Source organism: Clostridium sp. (assembly GCF_050717635.1).
Lineage (GTDB): Bacteria > Bacillota > Clostridia > Clostridiales > Clostridiaceae > Clostridium_AD.
On record NZ_JBOITO010000010.1, the window covers coordinates 1 to 18235 of the forward strand.

Annotated in this window: 12 protein-coding genes; 3 read left to right on the plus strand and 9 right to left on the minus strand. The window is 32.7% G+C overall.

Annotated features, from left to right (window positions below):
* Positions 1–62 precede the first annotated feature (62 nt).
* The 4 genes from ACREWB_RS04695 to ACREWB_RS04710 form a co-directional block, all read right to left on the minus strand.
* Complete coding sequence (locus ACREWB_RS04695) at positions 63–2306, minus strand: cell wall-binding repeat-containing protein (protein WP_431546332.1); 2244 nt, start codon at positions 2304–2306, stop codon at positions 63–65.
* Between the two features lie 79 nt (positions 2307–2385).
* Entirely contained in the window at positions 2386–7485 is a 5100-nt protein-coding gene (locus ACREWB_RS04700) for a cell wall-binding repeat-containing protein (protein WP_431546333.1), read from the minus strand.
* 834 nt (positions 7486–8319) lie between these two features.
* Positions 8320–12135, minus strand: coding sequence for a cell wall-binding repeat-containing protein (locus ACREWB_RS04705; protein WP_431546334.1), 3816 nt, complete (start codon positions 12133–12135; stop codon positions 8320–8322).
* Positions 12136–12581: 446 nt separating this feature from the next.
* Entirely contained in the window at positions 12582–14150 is a 1569-nt protein-coding gene (locus ACREWB_RS04710; protein WP_431546335.1) for a cell wall-binding repeat-containing protein, read from the minus strand.
* Between the two features lie 142 nt (positions 14151–14292).
* Here ACREWB_RS04710 and ACREWB_RS04715 point away from each other — a divergent pair, with 142 nt between their 5' ends.
* The 3 genes from ACREWB_RS04715 to ACREWB_RS04725 all read left to right on the plus strand — a co-directional run bounded on the left by ACREWB_RS04715 (position 14293) and on the right by ACREWB_RS04725 (position 15059).
* Positions 14293–14478 (plus strand): DUF1659 domain-containing protein, encoded by a 186-nt coding sequence (locus tag ACREWB_RS04715; RefSeq protein ID WP_431546336.1) that lies wholly within the window; start codon positions 14293–14295, stop codon positions 14476–14478.
* Positions 14479–14548: 70 nt separating this feature from the next.
* The gene (locus tag ACREWB_RS04720; RefSeq protein ID WP_431546337.1) at positions 14549–14770 is read left to right on the plus strand and encodes a DUF2922 domain-containing protein; all 222 of its coding nucleotides are present in this window, start codon (positions 14549–14551) and stop codon (positions 14768–14770) included.
* A 115-nt stretch (positions 14771–14885) separates the two neighbouring features.
* On the plus strand, positions 14886–15059 hold the full coding sequence (locus ACREWB_RS04725) for a hypothetical protein (protein ID WP_431546338.1): 174 nt from the start codon (positions 14886–14888) through the stop codon (positions 15057–15059).
* A 492-nt stretch (positions 15060–15551) separates the two neighbouring features.
* Here the strand turns inward: ACREWB_RS04725 and ACREWB_RS04730 are convergent, their stop codons facing one another.
* From ACREWB_RS04730 to ACREWB_RS04750, 5 genes are all read right to left on the minus strand, one after another.
* Positions 15552–16121: a Uma2 family endonuclease gene (locus ACREWB_RS04730; protein WP_431546339.1), complete on the minus strand. Its 570-nt coding sequence runs from the start codon at positions 16119–16121 to the stop codon at positions 15552–15554.
* Positions 16122–16636: 515 nt separating this feature from the next.
* The gene (locus tag ACREWB_RS04735) at positions 16637–16939 is read right to left on the minus strand and encodes a hypothetical protein (RefSeq protein WP_431546340.1); all 303 of its coding nucleotides are present in this window, start codon (positions 16937–16939) and stop codon (positions 16637–16639) included.
* Positions 16940–17225: 286 nt separating this feature from the next.
* Complete coding sequence (locus ACREWB_RS04740; RefSeq protein ID WP_431546341.1) at positions 17226–17546, minus strand: type II toxin-antitoxin system RelE/ParE family toxin; 321 nt, start codon at positions 17544–17546, stop codon at positions 17226–17228.
* Positions 17533–17799: a type II toxin-antitoxin system Phd/YefM family antitoxin gene (locus tag ACREWB_RS04745; RefSeq protein ID WP_431546342.1), complete on the minus strand. Its 267-nt coding sequence runs from the start codon at positions 17797–17799 to the stop codon at positions 17533–17535. The genes ACREWB_RS04740 and ACREWB_RS04745 overlap by 14 nt, the downstream gene beginning before the upstream one ends.
* Positions 17800–17910: 111 nt before the next feature.
* Positions 17911–18168 (minus strand): nucleotidyl transferase AbiEii/AbiGii toxin family protein, encoded by a 258-nt coding sequence (locus ACREWB_RS04750; RefSeq protein ID WP_431546343.1) that lies wholly within the window; start codon positions 18166–18168, stop codon positions 17911–17913.
* Between the last annotated feature and the right edge of the window lie 67 nt (positions 18169–18235).

Consider the following 18235-nt stretch of genomic DNA (forward strand, 5'->3'; position numbering starts at 1 on the left):
AAACATTTTGCTGAGAAATTTAATGTTAAAAAAGTAGCTTAAAAGCAAATATTAATGCTATTTTAAGCTACACAAGTATTTATACATAAGGGGTTGCAGGCATTTTTCTCCTGCGAAGTATGAGTTACTTCCTTGTCTGATGTGAATGCTGATAATAAAATAGCACTGTAATCAAAATCAACTATTGCTGCTCTATCCTTATCTGTAAGTTTATCAACAAATGCCTTTGCTACATCTAGTCGAATATCTTTGTAGTCATTATCAACCATGCTACCAGACGAATCAAGGACTAGCGCTATATCAAGAGAATCAGCCTGCGTTCCTTCTTCTGTTGGTGGCTTTATTTTTTCTTCCCAAACCTTATCAAATTCAATTTTGTTTAGTAATATATATTTTGAAAAATGCGTTAAATCCGCAGATACCGTGTTACCTATAACCGTTTGATTTTCTAATTCTTCTAACATTTGTAATTCTTCATTAAAATAATATATTCTAGGTGTAAATCCTGTAGTAGCTGATAGCGCACTATCAAATTCAAAAGTTAACTTTGAAGTTGTAAATGTGCCATCAACAGCAAATTCATACGCACTTCCAATGTACCCTGGTATATCACTCGATAAAAACAAATCACTTTTATCTATTATGTCAATTTTTAAAGTCCCAATCTGACTTCCCTTTAAGTCTAACTCTAATGTAGGTTTTACTTTGTCATCAACGTTTACCCCTTCTGCTGAAAGCTTTGTTTTAAATACTTCATCACCATCTAAAATTCCATCACCATCAGTATCTTTAATAAGAGGATTTGTTCCTAATTCTACTTCTTTAAAATCTGACAATCCATCTTCATCTGTATCAATATTGTTAGGATTCGTCCCTCTTTGTTTTTCATCAGCATCCTTTAATCCATCAAAATCTGAATCATCTAAATTCGGATTACTTGCTAACTGCATTTCATCATAGTTATTAAGTGTATCTTTATCAATATCCTCCAAATCATCGGTAATTCCATTTCCATCCGTATCTTTTTTGACTGGATTTGTCACTGTAATTGTTGCCTCTTCATAGTCTGAAAGCCTATCTCCATCTGTATCCTTTATTAATGGGTTTGTGTAAAATGAAAGCACCTCTAACCCATCAGTCAACTTATCTCCATCTGTATCTGGATTATTAGGTTCTGTTTTATAAATTACTTCCTGTTCATCTGAAAGTCCATCTTTATCACTATCTATAAATGCCTTAATCAAAACTAAATTAGATGTATATAAATCCTTCCCACTTTTTTTTGCAGTTACACTATAAAAGTATTGTTTTTCTGTTGTGCTATTCACATCAGTAAAATTATTTTCGGTTATATTTTCTGCCACTATCTCTAATTTTTCTTTATCCTCTCCTCTTTTAACTTGATAAGAGGCACCCTCTATTGCATTCCACTGCAATTCAGGTATTCCAAACGTCCTTTTAGCTTTTAATACGATATTTGTATTATCAGTTGTTGGATTAGTACTGCCCCCTCCTTGAGATGGCTCTGTATTACCGACTACTTTATCAAACTTATCTTCTACGCTCTTACCTATAGCCGCAGTACCGCCTAATAGTATGATTTTTGTGCAATCAGATTTATCAATGTATTCCTTTTGCTTAGCAATATCTTTCCCATTAGTTAAGATAATTGGGGAATTTCTTTTAGCCGCTAAAGCACTTCCTGATAATGCATCTGGAAACTGCTCACCGTTTGCAATAACTATGGTATCAGTATTAAGCTTAAACGTATTGCAAATATTAAGTGATGTCTCATACCTATTTGCTCCCCCTATCCTCAGTATATCTGCATCCGTTAATGATGTTAACGACTTTACTTGATCTTTTATATCCTCTGTTAATGCACCAATTCCACCTAGTATATACACCTTTGATGGCTGCAACTCACTAATTTTAGATTTAATGCTCTCAGGTATGCTTTTGGTATTGGACATAAAAATAGGATATCCTTTAATTGCTGCAATACTTGAAACGCTTAAAGCATCAGCAAAATCATATCCATTTGCTATTATAATTGGTGTTCCTTTGCTTGATGCAAGCTGATCTATGATTTTCTTATTTGTATCAAATCTATCTATACCACCTAATCTAATAATATTTTTGAATCCTAAAGTGTTAAATTGATTAACAAAATCATTACTGACTACACCTATACCTCCCAATATATATATTGTACCATCTTTTTTCAAATGATCTTTAATATAATCAATTGAATACAACATTTTACAAGTGCCTGTCACCCATGGAGAATAAAAAACTGCGGACATCTATTAAATGCCCACAGTTTCTACTCCCTGGCTACCGCCAAGCCTTACTAATTTTACAAGTGCCTGTCACCACTTGTCCCTAAAATAATGATTTTAAAATATCATTACTTATTACCGCTTCTCCACCAAATATAATTACTTTTGTTATTTTTTGTTTACTTAACAAAGCTTTCTGTTTAGATACATTCTTGTTGTCCAAAAGTAGAACACCACAATTATTTCTTGCAGCTAATACTGATCCACTTAAAGCATCAGGAAAATCTTTTCCAGTAGCTACAGCAATAGTAGTTGTAGGTAGATTAAAATGCTCTAAAATCATCATTGATGTTTCATATCTATCTGTTCCACCTAGTCTTACTATTTGTATATTTGTATTAAGCTTTTTAATCTGAGCTTCAATATTAGCACTAATAACTCCAGTTCCACCTGCAATATAAACAGTTGTTGGTTGTAACTTAGTTATATAGTCACTTGTACTATCTGAAAGATTATTCTTACTGTTTAACAATACAGGGAATCCTTTGATATCAGCTATACTTGATATGCTAAGTGCATCTGCAAAATCATTTCCAGTTGCAATAACCATACTAGTACCTTTAGCTACATTTAAATAATCAACAATTTTTTGATTTGTTTCATAACGGTCTCTACCGCCAAGTCTGATTACTTTGTATCCTTGCGCTGTTAGGTAATCTTCAATTTCTTTGCTAACAACACCAGTTCCTCCTAGTATATAAACATTTTTCTCTTTACTTAAATTAGTATTGATGTAATCAAGCACTGCTTGACTATTTTTAACAGTTTTATTAACTAATAATAGTGGTGCATTATTTTTATATGCGAGTCCTGAACCAGCTAAGGCATCAGCAAACTCATTTGATGTAGCCAGTACTACTGCATCTGGCTTAGTAGTCTTATATTGCTCTTTTGCAATAGCAATTGAGGTTGCTATTCTGTCAGCTCCAGATAGTCTTTGTTCATTTACTTCTGTCTTCGGAATGATAGTAGAATCTGTAACTTGAGTTGTTATTGGGGCTGGTTTATCAATAGTAAAGCTAACAGTGATAGTTGAACTATTTCCAGCTAAATCTACAGCAGTTACTATTAATTTATAGTTACCTTCAGCTGTGATTTCTTTACCATTATATTCTATACCATTTAATGTAGCTGTAACTGTACCTTTATTAGCTTTGAATACTGGAGTAACATTAGTGTTGTATGTTTTACCAGCTTCAACCCCTGTTACTGTTATAATTGGAGCTATTTTATCAATAATAAAACTAACAGTCATAGTTGAACTATTTCCAGCTAAATCTACAGCAGTTACTATTAATTTATAGTTGCCATCTTTTGTAATAGCTTCACCATTATATAGTTTTTCATTAAGTGTCATAGTAACTATATCTGCATTATCATCAGTAGTAATTACTGGAGTGACATCGACATTATATATTTTACCTTCTTCTACTGATGTTGTTATTACTGGCACTGTAACATCAATTACTACATTGATATTTTTAATAGTTTCATTTCCAAATAAGTCTACTACTTTAATTATTATATTTGAATTATTGGTAACTGGGACTTCATAGCTAAAGCTTTTTTCTGTTGCTGCGTTCCCCGCTTCCCCATCTAATTCAACAGACATTTTCTGATTTCCATTAATGTATAACTTATAACCAATAGTGTTATCTGAAACATTACCTGCGATTGTAATTATACCTTTATCCGTATGTGCTTTACCATCACTTGTGATTATTGGTGAAGTTAAAGTCAATACTGGTGCAATTGTGTCACAATCTAGTTTATATGAAAAATCTTTAAGTTTTGTGGTTCCATCAATGTCAACAACATATACTAACACTGTATTTCTTCCTTCTACAAATTTAAGATCAGTACTAAATGTTAAATCATCTTTTATATCTACATCTAAGCCATTTATCTTAAATTCACCTGGAACATAACTAACACTACCAGTTACTTTTAAGTCAACTTTATTTACTAACATTCTTGACTCTAAATTATCAAAAGTTAACGTAAAAGGAACACTTCCTTCTTTAATCATTATTGTTTTCATCGCAATATTTAATGCATTATCTGCAGTAAGAATATCGATTGTATTTATTGTATCCTTTTCAAGTGTTAAATCACAGCTATAAACACCCTCAGTGTTAGTTACTTTTATACCCTTTTGTTCAACACCATTTAGTACTATTCCTGAAATGCCAGCATCTCCTGAAAGAATATCATTTACTTCCCATTCTAATTTATAAGTCGTTGAGTCTGAGCTTGTAGATGATTTTAAAAGAATCTCTGGAGCTGTTAAATCAACTTTTACAGGTATAGTAAAATGTTGCTCTTTTGCAGTTGAAGAATCAACCTTTGTAACGTAATCTATATTATATTGTCCATCTTTAGCTGCTTCCATTTCACCCGTAGCTGGGTTCAGAACTTTCCCGTCCCACATCCAGTTCATACTTTGGTTGTATTTATTCTTCTCAGCAAATACATTCTTTCTAATATTACTGTCTGCAGCAATTTGCGCTACTATTTTATTATCTTTGTCTAGTACTTGTACATTCATTGTCTTTGCGTTTCTTAGGAAAGATAACAATGGGAATGCATTATCATTCATTCCATCACCATTAGGTGAAATTGCTATTTTATTTGGATTTATAATCGTATTACCATCTTTATCCTTACCATCAAATCCAAGATAATTGAGTGTATTGTTGTCATCACCTAAAGTAAGCATTTCTGTGTAACCAAAGTAACATTCTGGATCCCAAACCGGCTTATCAATAGTCTCTTGTGAAGACCAATCACCATAAAATCCCATGTATGGAACAACTAAAGATGGTTTATCAGTTGATGTAAACTTTATAAACCCTTCAACGAATTGTTCTGTTGCAAAGTCATTTGGTAATGTAATTGTAACATTAACTGTAGCTGTTCCATTTGAAGGTACAGTTACGCTATTGTTATCAAATGTAGTAGTCGCTCCAGCAATTTTAACATCATATGACATACTGGTAATAAACCCTTCATTTTGTTCAGTTAACACTCCACCAATATCACCTATAGTATAGGTAACAGGGGTAGCGTCATAATTTTTTAAATTTAAAGTAAATGTCTTTGTTTTTTCTATTTCTTTTAATGCTACTGCTGCACTTCCATTAGTATCTGTTATAGTAACTAAATTTGTTATAGCATCGTTTATTTGAACTATTCCAGCGCCTTGTCTTCTTGGTGAATAAGGTACTGCTGGATGTGCTTTATCCATAAGAGTTTTAGATGTATTTATTGAAGTTGTTTTTGCAAGTTCTACTAAGTCTCTTCCAGTTATGCTTGGATTTGATTTTTTTATTGCTTGCATAACTAACGCCTCTGCACCAGACGCATGAGGAGCCGCCATAGAGGTACCGGACATATTTTCATAGTTATTATTATTAACTGTTGACCATATGTTTCCACCCGGAGCTGTGATTTCAGGTTTGAAATCTAAGCTTGGAGTTGGTCCCCATGATGTAAAGTCTGACATATCATTGGCATTTGGATTTAACCCATTTCCTTGCTTTCCGTCAAAGCTTACAGTTATTCCAGTAGCTATTCCATCTATAAGTTTTAATCCATCAGAGTGTGCTACCCAAGCTGCTGGCACTAAAGTTGAATCAACGTACATACCATGCATAGCTTCATCACCTGCTGGTCCATATATTATAGCACCTGCAGCACCAGCATTCATTGCAGCGGTTCTTAGACCCTTACTACCTAGTCCATGACCCCACTCAACAACTGCAATTTTACCTGTTAAATCTTTTCCTTGATAATCTTCTGGTAAAATACCTCCTTGTCCACAGTCAACCAATTGTAATTTTTGTCCTTTAAATACCACTGCTGGATCTTTTGGTGCTTCTGTAAATGCATGTAGCATTCTAGCTTTAACACCACTAATCTCATATTCAAAAGATGTTGCAGTAAGATTAGAGTTTTCAGAAGATGCAACTTGTAATGTATCTTTAGTTAGTCCTGGCGAACCAACAACTCCTGTATCATACAATTCACCAAATTTGTATGGTGCTGTATTGTATTGAGAGTTTCCTGCAGATACAACTACCATAACACCCTTGTCAGTAGCGTTTTTTATAGCCTTTTGTTCAGGTTGGTCAGCGTCTTGGAACCCTGAATTAGAACCTAAACTCATGTTAATAACGTCTGCACCCTGTTTAACTGAATCTTCAATAGCGGCAATAATATCATCAGTATATGCTCCACCTATTGCATCATCATTTGCGAATACTTTCATTGCCAAAAGTTGACATTCTGGAGCTACTCCTTGTATAGCTTTACCAGCAGCAACTTCTGCTTCAGGACCATTTGCTCCAACTATACCTGCAACGTGCATACCATGCATAGTACCTGTATCTTTTACGTCACTATTCATTTCAGCATAATTATATCCATATGGAACTTTTTCCGAATAATATTTTCCAGGTCCAACAGGAGTTTTGTTTGTAAGCTTTTCATTTGTTGAATTGGATAATATCATGTCTTTGTGTTCCCAATCTATTCCTGTATCAATAATTGAAACAACCATTCCTTCACCTTTAACCTTAAAGTTAGGGTTATTCCATGCTTCATAAGTTTGTGTTAATGATTTAGCAGTAGTCATATCTGGATAATACTTAGTTGCTTGAGTAACACTCTTAACTCCAGACATAGCTTTAACTTTATCAATTTCACTTCTCACAATTGTCATACTAAATCCATTTATTAAATTAGTATAGGTGTGTCTTATCTCTACATTTTTTAATGTTTTAGATTTAGCTTTTATTGTATTCTGAGCTGCTTGTAATGATTGTAACTTTTTAGCACCTGCTTCAGCCACAGGCTTATCTGTTAATTGAACAATAACTCTTACTACTTCGTTCGGATCAACCTTAGCTGTTTCGCTTTCATCCTTAATAAAGCCTTGTCCATATTTGCTCTTCAACCAGTTTTCATTATCCTTTTCAGAATATGCCTTGGTTATTGCTTTTACAAGTGAAGCTCTTGCTTCTGTAATTTGTGAATCATTCCCCGTTGCGAATACTTGTTTAGTTCCCGTTCCGCTAACTAATGTAAAAATCATCATTAGTGTCAGCATCCCTGAAATAAACTTGCGTGATAGTTTATTCATCTTTTTACCCCCAATTCAGTGTTTTAAATACTAATCAACATAATTATATTTTAATACATTTATGTTAGAATTTGTATTCAAATTAAATTATATCATCACTGTATTTATTTTGCAATATTTTTTACATTATAATACAAGTGCCTGTCACCCCTTAAAGATGGATACTTATACAATAACTAAAAAAGAATGCCCTATAAGACATCCTATTTGTAAATTTTTATTTTTTTTACATTGTTTTACAAGTGCCTGTCACCATTCACTAAAAATTTTTACCGCAAGCAATCAACCGTTTATCACCTTTTTTAAATTTACTTTTATCTATTCCAACTTTAACTTTTATTTTCTTCATTTTATACCCCCACCTTATACCTTATTTCATATATTAAAAGTATTACCAAGCTTGTACTATATTAATCAGCTTATGATAATTCCTTATATAATATTCAATAAATATATAATTGTTTATATTTACATAGTGAAGGTAGACTTCATCTTTTGCAGCAGTAAAGCCTAATAGTATAATTTTTGTACAATGTATTTAAGATGCCTTGGCTAAGCTTACTTGATTACTTTCAATTTCAGTAGTTCCATTTTCAACTTTTCTTAAACAAAATCCATACCAGTAAGTTAGTCACTTGTTATTCAAGAAATTATTATATTTTCATCTCACTTTAACGACGAAAAAACCAGTGAAATATATTTAAATATTTCACTGGTCTCACACCATAACTGCCGCTCTACTGTGTTAACACTTTGTTCACTTAGCTCGGAGGTCTTTGCGAAGCCTTGGCTGAACTTTGCATTTAGCACATTTAATATTGGTAAAGATAAATTCTAATCTTCAAATACTATTTTCAATTGAGATTTCACTCCATTGTATGTAGCACTTACATATATCTCATGTGTTGTTTGTATAAAGGTGTCGTAGTCAGAATTTATAGTAAAAGTTGCAGCTTTAAAGTTTTCCAAATAATTAACCCCAAACAATTTTTGCATCAAATTACCGTCAAAATCTCCTCCTATATGTATAGGAAGATCTGCACCCGTATCAATAGAAATTTCTCCTATTGGTCCCACATTCTTCTTAGTAACGGTTATTGTACTCCCTGTGATACTTGCATTAAGATTTGCTGCATTAAAAGAAGCTACAACAGAGCTATTGATGTCATCTATTGTATAATCTACGCCAATAGGCACTACAAACTTAGTACTTTCAATCCCGCTTACAGTTTGAGTAGCATAGTATAATCCTGTAGTGAGCCCCATGATAACAGGTGTTTTACCTGCCTCCTTTGTAGTTGTCTTAATTACATTATTATTTTTATCATAGACTTTTATAATAGACCCGTCTATTGCATTTATTAAGCTTAAGCTTGAATCTGAGGTTTGGAAAACACCTGAAAGTCTCATTGGCCTCACCTTAACTTCCTCCGATTTAGCTGTTTCAATACCCTTTGCTGTTTGTGTCACTTTATATCTGCCCACCTCTACCTTATCAAACTCAGAAAAATTATTCCAATTAATAACTTTTACTAGTTTTTCATTTTTAACATAAGGTACAAAGGATGTTCCATCAAACTTATAAAGTGTTAATATTGAACCAGGTAAAGCTCCTGATACATTTACTCTATAGTCTTCACTCACATCAGCAAATAAATTTGGGACTTCAACTACGATTTCTGTATCAGCCGGATTATCATTTATATTTCCAGTTACACATTCATTATAATTAGCTTCTAATCCAGCCTTACTAACAGGAGTTATTTGTATTGTTATATCGTTTGTTGCTCCTACTTGTATAGGATATTTTGTTGTTATTGAATATATTCCATTTACTGCGTCACCTGGTTCTACAACACCAATTTCATATACGCTGTTGTGTGGTCCACCATTAACGTTACTGTACCCTATCTGGAACATTACTCTGTAAAAACCAGTATTTGATTCATCTGTTGATTTTGTAAATGAAACTTTTCCTTCAATCATACCTTTAGTGCTATTAGTATCTTCAAACTGTGAAAGAATAATGCCTTCTGAAGATGCTGGTACCTTATTTGAAGGATTATCGTATATAGAACCCCAGTAATTTGATAATATTTTATTATTGATAATAGGTGTTAAGCTTAAGTTTATTATTTTATATCCTTTTAAATTTATATCCTTTAAATTCACAGAGTATTTCCCATTAGCTGCACTATCTTTTGCAACAAATATTTTATAAATGGGAAAATTCCTCAATTGCTTATTATCATAATTATTACTAGAAATAATCTTGCTTCCTTCTATACCCACAAAGTAACCATCTACATCCGTTTCATTTGTAGGTTTATTAAATTTAATTGTAGTGCTTACTATCCCTTCATTTATATTAGTATCCAAAGTATATGGGTCTTCATGCATGCTAGAATCATAACCAAATCCGTTTAATGCAAATAAATTACCGCGTAACCACTCAAAATTTAAACTGAGATTATTTATAGTATTTCCACTTCCAGAAACAATCCTCAGCTTCATTGAGTCTGTAATATAAGTGTTTCCATCTACTTCTTTTCCAGAATAGTCATCTACTACTGACATTGTTGCAAATGGAGAAACTATAATATTGTCAATTAAATCCTTAGCTGTTATTGCAGCAGGAATATTGTATAGTTCATCAGTATTATTATTTTCCACATCAAAACTTTTTATAACTACTGCATCATTACTTAAATTTGCCTTAAGAACTACTTCACCACTACCCGTTATATCTATATTGGAATCTTTTCCTGTTGTTACTGTAGCGGTTTCATCTACTTGAATCTTTACAACTGAATTTGTACTTGAAGCAATCTGTACAGAACCAGTTTTAATTTCAATGTCCACATCTTTGCTTACATCTACGTTATCTAAGTTTCCGCTTATAACAACCTTATCAGTTGAATTTGCCGTTGCTATACTTACTTTTGTAATACTTGCATTACTTGCTACATTCAATTCAATAGGAGCATTTATTTTTAATTGGTTTGATATTATAGCATTATCTGCTAAAGTTAATTTAGTAGCTGCTGCTACAGTCACATTTGTGAAAGCACCCGCAAGAGTTATTGCATTATCATCAGTAGGCGCCGCAGCAGGTGCTATCTTAATATTTTCAAAAGGATTAGCATGTGTTGAAGCTCGTGTACCCGTTGCTACTTCAAGTTTTGCACCTGAGAGCACTGTAGTATTAGAGATGTTAGCACCCTCTTCAACAACTATATGAGCATTATTGTCTGTGTCATTTACTGTAAGAAGCCCAATTGAAGAGTTACCTCTAATATGAAGGGAACTTGCTCCTACATTTTTAACTATAATTCCATTTACTGTTACATTGTTTAGAATTACATTACCTGCTCCAAAATTCACAGTCAAATCTCCAACAATGTTTAAGTTTTGTAGGATTACTTCATCTTCTACAGTTGCTGCCGTTTTATTTATATCTATATTTCCTGTAATTGTCGTGGTTTTGGAACTATGTCCATAAGTTCCTTGTGATAAAATCGTATAATTATTTGTATGGCTTTCTCCGTCGCTTAGATCCACAACAGAAGCTGACGATTCCTGATTACCATTATTCCCTGAGCCTTCTGGTGGTGTTGGTATGGAATTCTCAGGTAATATTGCTGCTACAATATCTATTAGTTCCTGAACCATAATATCAGATATTACAGATTTGCCTCCTAATGCAACTACATTTGATTTAGAATTCATTTTTGATTTTAAATAAGCATTTGCATCACTATTAAGCGCCCTATTCTTTAAAATAATTGGTGAACTTGTTTGGGCTGCTAAAGCTGAACCAGATAACGCATCAGCGAAATCTTCACCAGTAGCCAAATATACATTATCAAAATTTAACTCAGTTTCAAATGAATTAATTATAGCTAAATTAGTTGCATATCTATTACTTCCTCCTAATCTTTTAGGTGAAGGGACTTGTGTTTCAATAGCTCCTGTTAAAACTCCGAGTCCACCTACTATATATGTTTTTTCTATACTATTATTTTTAATATAAGCTTTTGAAAAATCTGATAAACCATCTTTTTTTGATAATAAAATTGGCATTCCTAACTTAGAAGCAATTGAAGATATTGATAAAGCGTCAGGGAAATTTTCTCCTGATGCAATTACAACTGCATTAGCTTTATCTAGTTTGCTTGCAACTAAAGTTGCAGTTTCATATCTAGTCTTACCACCAATCCTACTTATACCAGTGTATCCTGCTGATTTTAGTTGATTCTCAACATTTGTAGAAACCGCTCCCGTACCTCCTATGATTATAATGCCTTTTGTCTTTAATCTACCTAACTCACTTAAAGTCTCATCACTTATACCAGTGGACTTAGTTAATAGTAGTGGCGCATTATATTTTTCAGCTAAAGGGCCAGCACATAATGCATCAGCATATTCTTCTCCGCTTGCAAGTATTACTGTATCTGATGATATCCAGCCCTTTTGTGCTATGGCGTTAGCTGTAGCATAACGATTCGTTCCAGATAACCTATGAGTTGAAACTATGGATTTTACTTGTCCAACGGATAAAATATCTGCTCTTACAGGTACCACACCAACCATTCCCACCAACATTGTTGCTGATATGATAATACCTAATATTTTCAATCGTTTGTTCATTCAATATCCCCCTAATAATTCACTTTTGTTATAATCTTAATTCCATGTTTAATCATTCATATTTACAATAGAATGTAACTATATGAATAGTTTGACTTAGCTTATATATCTTACCATTTTTTTCGCCACCTTTCAATCTTTTTCTACAAGAATACTGGATTTTAATTTATATTTTGTATTATTCTACACTTTTAGTTCGCCGGCCTCATTGACTGTAAATACCTGTCCCACCTTTGCCTAGGTTAATATTTACCCAAGTTTATTATCTGACCCGCCATTTTTACTGTTTACCCACCCAATATAAATAATATTTTATATTTCATACTTTATAAATGTGGTGAAGTTACGCTTAAACGACGAAAAAAGCCAGTGAAATATATTTAAATATTTCGCTGGCAGTTTCTGTTTACTATTTTTAAATAAAAAATTACGAGTTTATGTTGGTTTTATTTATCTGCTCTGATTAATCCATTTACTATTGCATCTGCTATTTTAGAAGCATTATACCTATCCATATCACTTGCTGAATCTATAAATGAACATTCAATAAGCATAGATGGCATTTTTGTATGACTTAAAACATATAAATGTCTAGAGTTATCTTTTACACCTCGATTTACATATCCTAACATCTCTAAATTTTTTAGTATTGTTTTTGCTTTTTCCACTGTCTTACTTGATCCTGCAAATATCTCTGACCCTCTTACTGTACCGTTGAAACAATTGAAATGTATTGAAGCGAATATATTAGCTTTCGCAGCATTTGCTATGTCACACCTTTGCTGCAAGGAGTTAGTTGTACTTGTTATAACTTTCTTAGGTGAACAATTAATAGCATTATACCCTAATTTAGTAAGTTTGCTAATAACTAGTAACCCTACTTCTTTTGCGCATTCATCTTCTTTTCGTATTCCTACTGCTCCGCCATCATATGCTGTATTATGCCCTATATCTATTGCGAAAATTGTACTTTTAGGTACCATTCCATTTGGTAACGGGAATGGATTTTTCGGCAGTGTATTAACAGATATATGACCTACTACAACTAATTCTACTAATGCATTAGGTACAATTCGTACTCCTCCTATAGATGTACATGTATTAACAAGTGCCCTATTGTTTGCTATATACGTTTTTGTAGCTGTATTGGGAGTATAGCTCGTTAGTAATAATGGTGAAGACGATAAAGCTACAAGTGCTGATGTAGATAGTGCATCTGGAAAATTCGTTCCCGTAGCTATAAATATATTTTTGACGTTTAGTTCAGAACTGAATTTTTTTAATACTGCTACATTCGTTTCATATCTGTTACTTCCTGATAACCTTATGGGGTTATTAAGCTCTGATAGCTGACGCTCTGCTATAACACCAATTCCCCCTACTACATATGTAACTGTAGTATTATTAGATGATATATAATCTTTGATTTCAGATGCTAGTGTAAGTTTTTGTGTTAACAATATTGGCATTTTTTTTGCAGCTGCTATAGAAGCTATAGATAACGCATCCGGAAAATCTTCGCCAGTTGCTATAACAATTTCCGAGCTTGTTCCAAGCTGTTGCGCAACCTTTTCGGATGTTTCATATCTATTTACTCCCTCTATACGAGTAATATTTATACCTAATGCTTTTATCTGATTTTCTACATTTTGTGATACCGCGCCTACTCCACCAATGATTGTAACATTCATTACTTTAAGCCTCTTAAGTTCTAATTTTGTATGCGCATTTAATATACTTTTGTTTGTAAGCAAAATTGGAGCCTTTATTTTTTTCGCAAGTGGAGCTGCACAAAGCGCATCTGGAAAGTCCTCTCCTGTAGCTATAACAGCATAGTTAGAACTTGTCCAACCCGACTGTGCTATTTTTACAGATGTTTCATATCTGTCTGCTCCACTCAGTCTAATTGAAACGCTACCTGTGGCTGCATGTACCTTCGTTAATGGATACGCAGCTAAAATTGTAGTAAATAATATTATTGCTAAAGTAAAAATTAATTTGCTGCATTTTTTCATAAGTTTATCTCCCTATATCCATTTTACTAATACCTTAGTTTAATAAATTATCGGATACTTTATTTATAACTTTAATTTTACTTTAAGTTATTGTTCATACTCTTCTTTAGGTTTTAATTTTCCAATACTTCGCACAAAACTTTTGAAGGTAGGAGTTGACATCAAAGGCAAAGGCAAAGACAAATATGCAACCAAAAGATTAAGTAATCTAAAAGTTGCTACAGTAGACGCGGACATATTTGCTGTAGGAGAAGCTATCTCAAACCTCAAAACTTATCCATTATTCAGATTAGACAGAGAAGATCAGTTTAACTTAGTTAGTGAATAGTCGTTCCAATTCAAAAGAAACTTCAATCAAATAATTTAGAAGGAGGAAAAGTGATACGCACAAATTAGTTATGAGATTTTTAACACAAACAGAAGGTAAGTATTTCACGTTATCTGTGGATGGCATTAAAGTTGATGGAGATGGAGTTCCATCTGTTACCGAAGCTGAGGTAAATGCTCTTATGGATTTAGTCATTGCAACGAACATCTTTGAATCAGCTAATGGTAACTCAATTGGCAAGAAAGATGCTAAAATAGTTAGCACTGATACTAGTGTTGTTGCTGTAGCTTAAAAATTAGTGCCCTTGAAAAGGGGCACTATATTTTTTATCGGAAAATAATTAGGATAATATATCTTTTAAAAGAGCAATATAAAGAAATATAAAATTTATATTAATGGAGGCTCATATGTACGTAAATAAATCAGTTTTCAAAAGCGAAAATGATAAAAAAAAAGAAACTACTGGTGATGTTGAAAAGCTTCATCACCACAAGGAAGAACCTAATATTTTAAAAACCAAGATTCAAAATAGTAAATTAGGTCTTGACAAGGAAATAATACAAGACAAAAAATTCTTATAACAGTTTAGAAAAATCAAACGAGTAGTAAAAATAACTTCCAGGTTTATGTTACGGCCATAGCGGCCATAATGAAAACTGGAAGTTATTTCTTTTTCAATAACTTATCTTACAATTCTCTGTCACCCTATTTCACGGACCTTATATTTACCCGCAACATTCAGTTAAATAATATTAAAAAACCATCTATCGTTTTTCGACCTCTTCTCTTTTTTTAAATTATTGACTTAAACCAATCGATTTAAACTCCGCTTTATGTGTAGTATTACTATGTTCAATAGCCTTTACAACAGAAAATATTTCACTGGTCTCACCCCATGGCTACCTCCAAGTTTTTTTGTTCTTACTCTTCTTTTCATAGTATCAGAGCTTTTCCACCCAACTCCTCTTCTAATAAATCCGCATCAAATGTCTCATTTTCGCCTAGCTTCGCATATGTTGTTCACTGAAAGTTCACAACCCCCGAGGGGGGGTACGAGGCCTTAGCTGCGCTTGCTATTCAAAAACTGATTTTAAATCAATTATAAGGTTTTCAAAAATACCTACTTTTACTTTATCAACTTCTATATATATTTCAGGTCTTCCATATCTTTTATTTTCCTGCAATGTAAATATACTTATAAATTTTCCTTCTGGCTCAACTATCCAATATTCTTTTACTCCAATTGTTTCATATTTATTAAACTTTAAAACTTTATCATTTCTTATTGTAGATGGCGAACATACTTCAATAATTAAATCTGGCACTCCAACGTATCCAGTACCTTTTAATCCACTCTTATCACATATAACTATAAGATCTGGTTGAACTACATTTTTCGATTTACTTTCTTCGGTTACATCATCCAACATTATCAAATCAAATGGAGCAGTAAAAGCTATACAAGACTTGCCTATCAAATAGTTTCCAAATTGCCTACCTAACTCAAAAGTAATTGCTTGATGCCGCCATGCTGGTGCTGCTTGCATATATGGTGTGCCATCAATCAATTCACATCTTTCATCCTCTGGCCACTTTAAATAATCTTCATAAGTATAACTCTTATTATTTTGTGGTAATGGCATATAACTTCACCTCTTTCTAATATCATTCTGTTTTATAATAAATCCAATATCTTCTTTAAGTTTTTATCCTTCTTTAATTATATCATCTTTTATATTTTTAAACATCTATTTATCAAAACATTATATTGAATATTCTAACAATGTCATAAAATCTAAACTTCACGAAGAAAAACCAGTGAAATATATTTAATTATTTCACTGGTCTCACCCCATGGCTACCGCCAAGTTTTTTGTTCTTATTTTTTTCAGAGTTTTAGAGCTTTTCTACTCAGCTTCTCTTCTAACAAATCCGCATCAAATGTCCCATTTTCGCCTAGCTCCGCATATGCTGTTCACTAAAAGTTCACAGCCCCCGGGGCGCCTTGTAAAAAAATGGGTGTAGCGTAGCGGAAACCATTTTTTACTTGCTTCTAAAAGTTCACATCCCCAGAGTTTTTTTGGTAGGAGCGGAGTGACGAGCTTGCTAGACAGGTGTCTTTACGAGCCCTTGACCGGATCGTACCGAGCTTAATAGATTATTTAATAGATCTTATTTGACTAATAAAATTTTCATGTTCTTCAACTTCTCCAGTTAATTTTGTAACTTTACCTTGTATGTCAAAAAGTATATGCATCATTTTATCTTGTTCTGCTCTAGTTACTTTAGCATTTTCTTCTAACCCTCTTTGCATTATATATACTTCATCTTGTCTTTTATCCATACTATCTTGTTTCTGTTCCATACTATCTTGTTTCTGTTCCATGCTATCTTGTTTTTGTTCCATATTGTCTAACTTAGACAATATCAATTCAAACATTTGTTTTGTTTCTTTATCCATTTTAACACCACCATTTATATTATCTTATGCAACTATAATAAAATTATATCATTATACTTTTATTTTATCAACATGCAAAAATTTACATATTTTATGTAAAAGATAAAAAAATCAGATTATATTTGCAAATACTGACGCTCTTTAATAAAATCAATACAAACTTAATTTTCAATTATATCAAAGCTATTACTCCATATAATATTAGCGGAGCGAATCCGTTTAATGGTTACTACTTACGAGGCCTTGGCTGAGCTTGCTACATACCCTGGCTGCTGCCCTGAACTTACTACATTAAGGTCTCATAATTTCTAGCTCCGTATAGAATTCGCATTATTACCACCTGTTTTTCAGACTCATTAACTAAATAAAATACAATATAATTATCTACTATAAACCTACGATAACCTCTTGTTTTTAATGCTTCATCTAATACATGGCTACAAGAAAAAGGAAACTGTTTTAACCTAATTATCCCTGTTTCTATTTTTTCCATCAGATCATTTGCCGCAGTTCCTGCAAATAATTTATTAACTATATACTCATAAATCTGATCTAAGTCTTCCTCAGCAACTGGTGTAAATTTTATTTTGTATTCATTTATTGGCATATTTATTCCTCAACTTCTTGAAAACTTCCTCACCATCTAGTAACGCTACTCCTCCTGAAACCTGTGCTTCAGCTTCAGCAAGTTTTTTGTACACTCCTACTATAGCAAGTTGGGATTCATAAGTTTCCATACTCATTACAACTAAATCTCCATAACCATTTTTAGTAATGAAAATAGGTTCATGTTTTTTATGACACATCTCAGATATTTCATTTGTATTTCTCAAATCTGTTATTGGTCTTATTTGTGGCATAGAAGATCACCTCTTTTTTATATCTAGTGTACTTACTTGTACACTAGATTGTTTTCATTATTATAACATAATTATGTACAAAGTACACTTCTTTTTTATTATTCTATGACACTATAATGAATTTTCTATTTTTTTAAGTTCTACCTTTACTCCATCATCTATTGCTACTGATAAAATAGCATCAAAGGCACTTTTAATAGATTCCATACTTAATGGATAAGATTTTATGGTCGCATCCATATCAATCGTTGATCTCATATCTACACCAACTATCGCAGCTACTAACATACCACCTTTTAGTATGAATTTATCTTTAAATTCAGATAGAGATATCCTCTCAAGAAGTCTTTCAAGCATATAGTTTCTCAAAACGATTTGGGCATTGATATCCATTCAAGTGGATCCCTATCTGTTAATTCTACTTTTTTCTATTTTT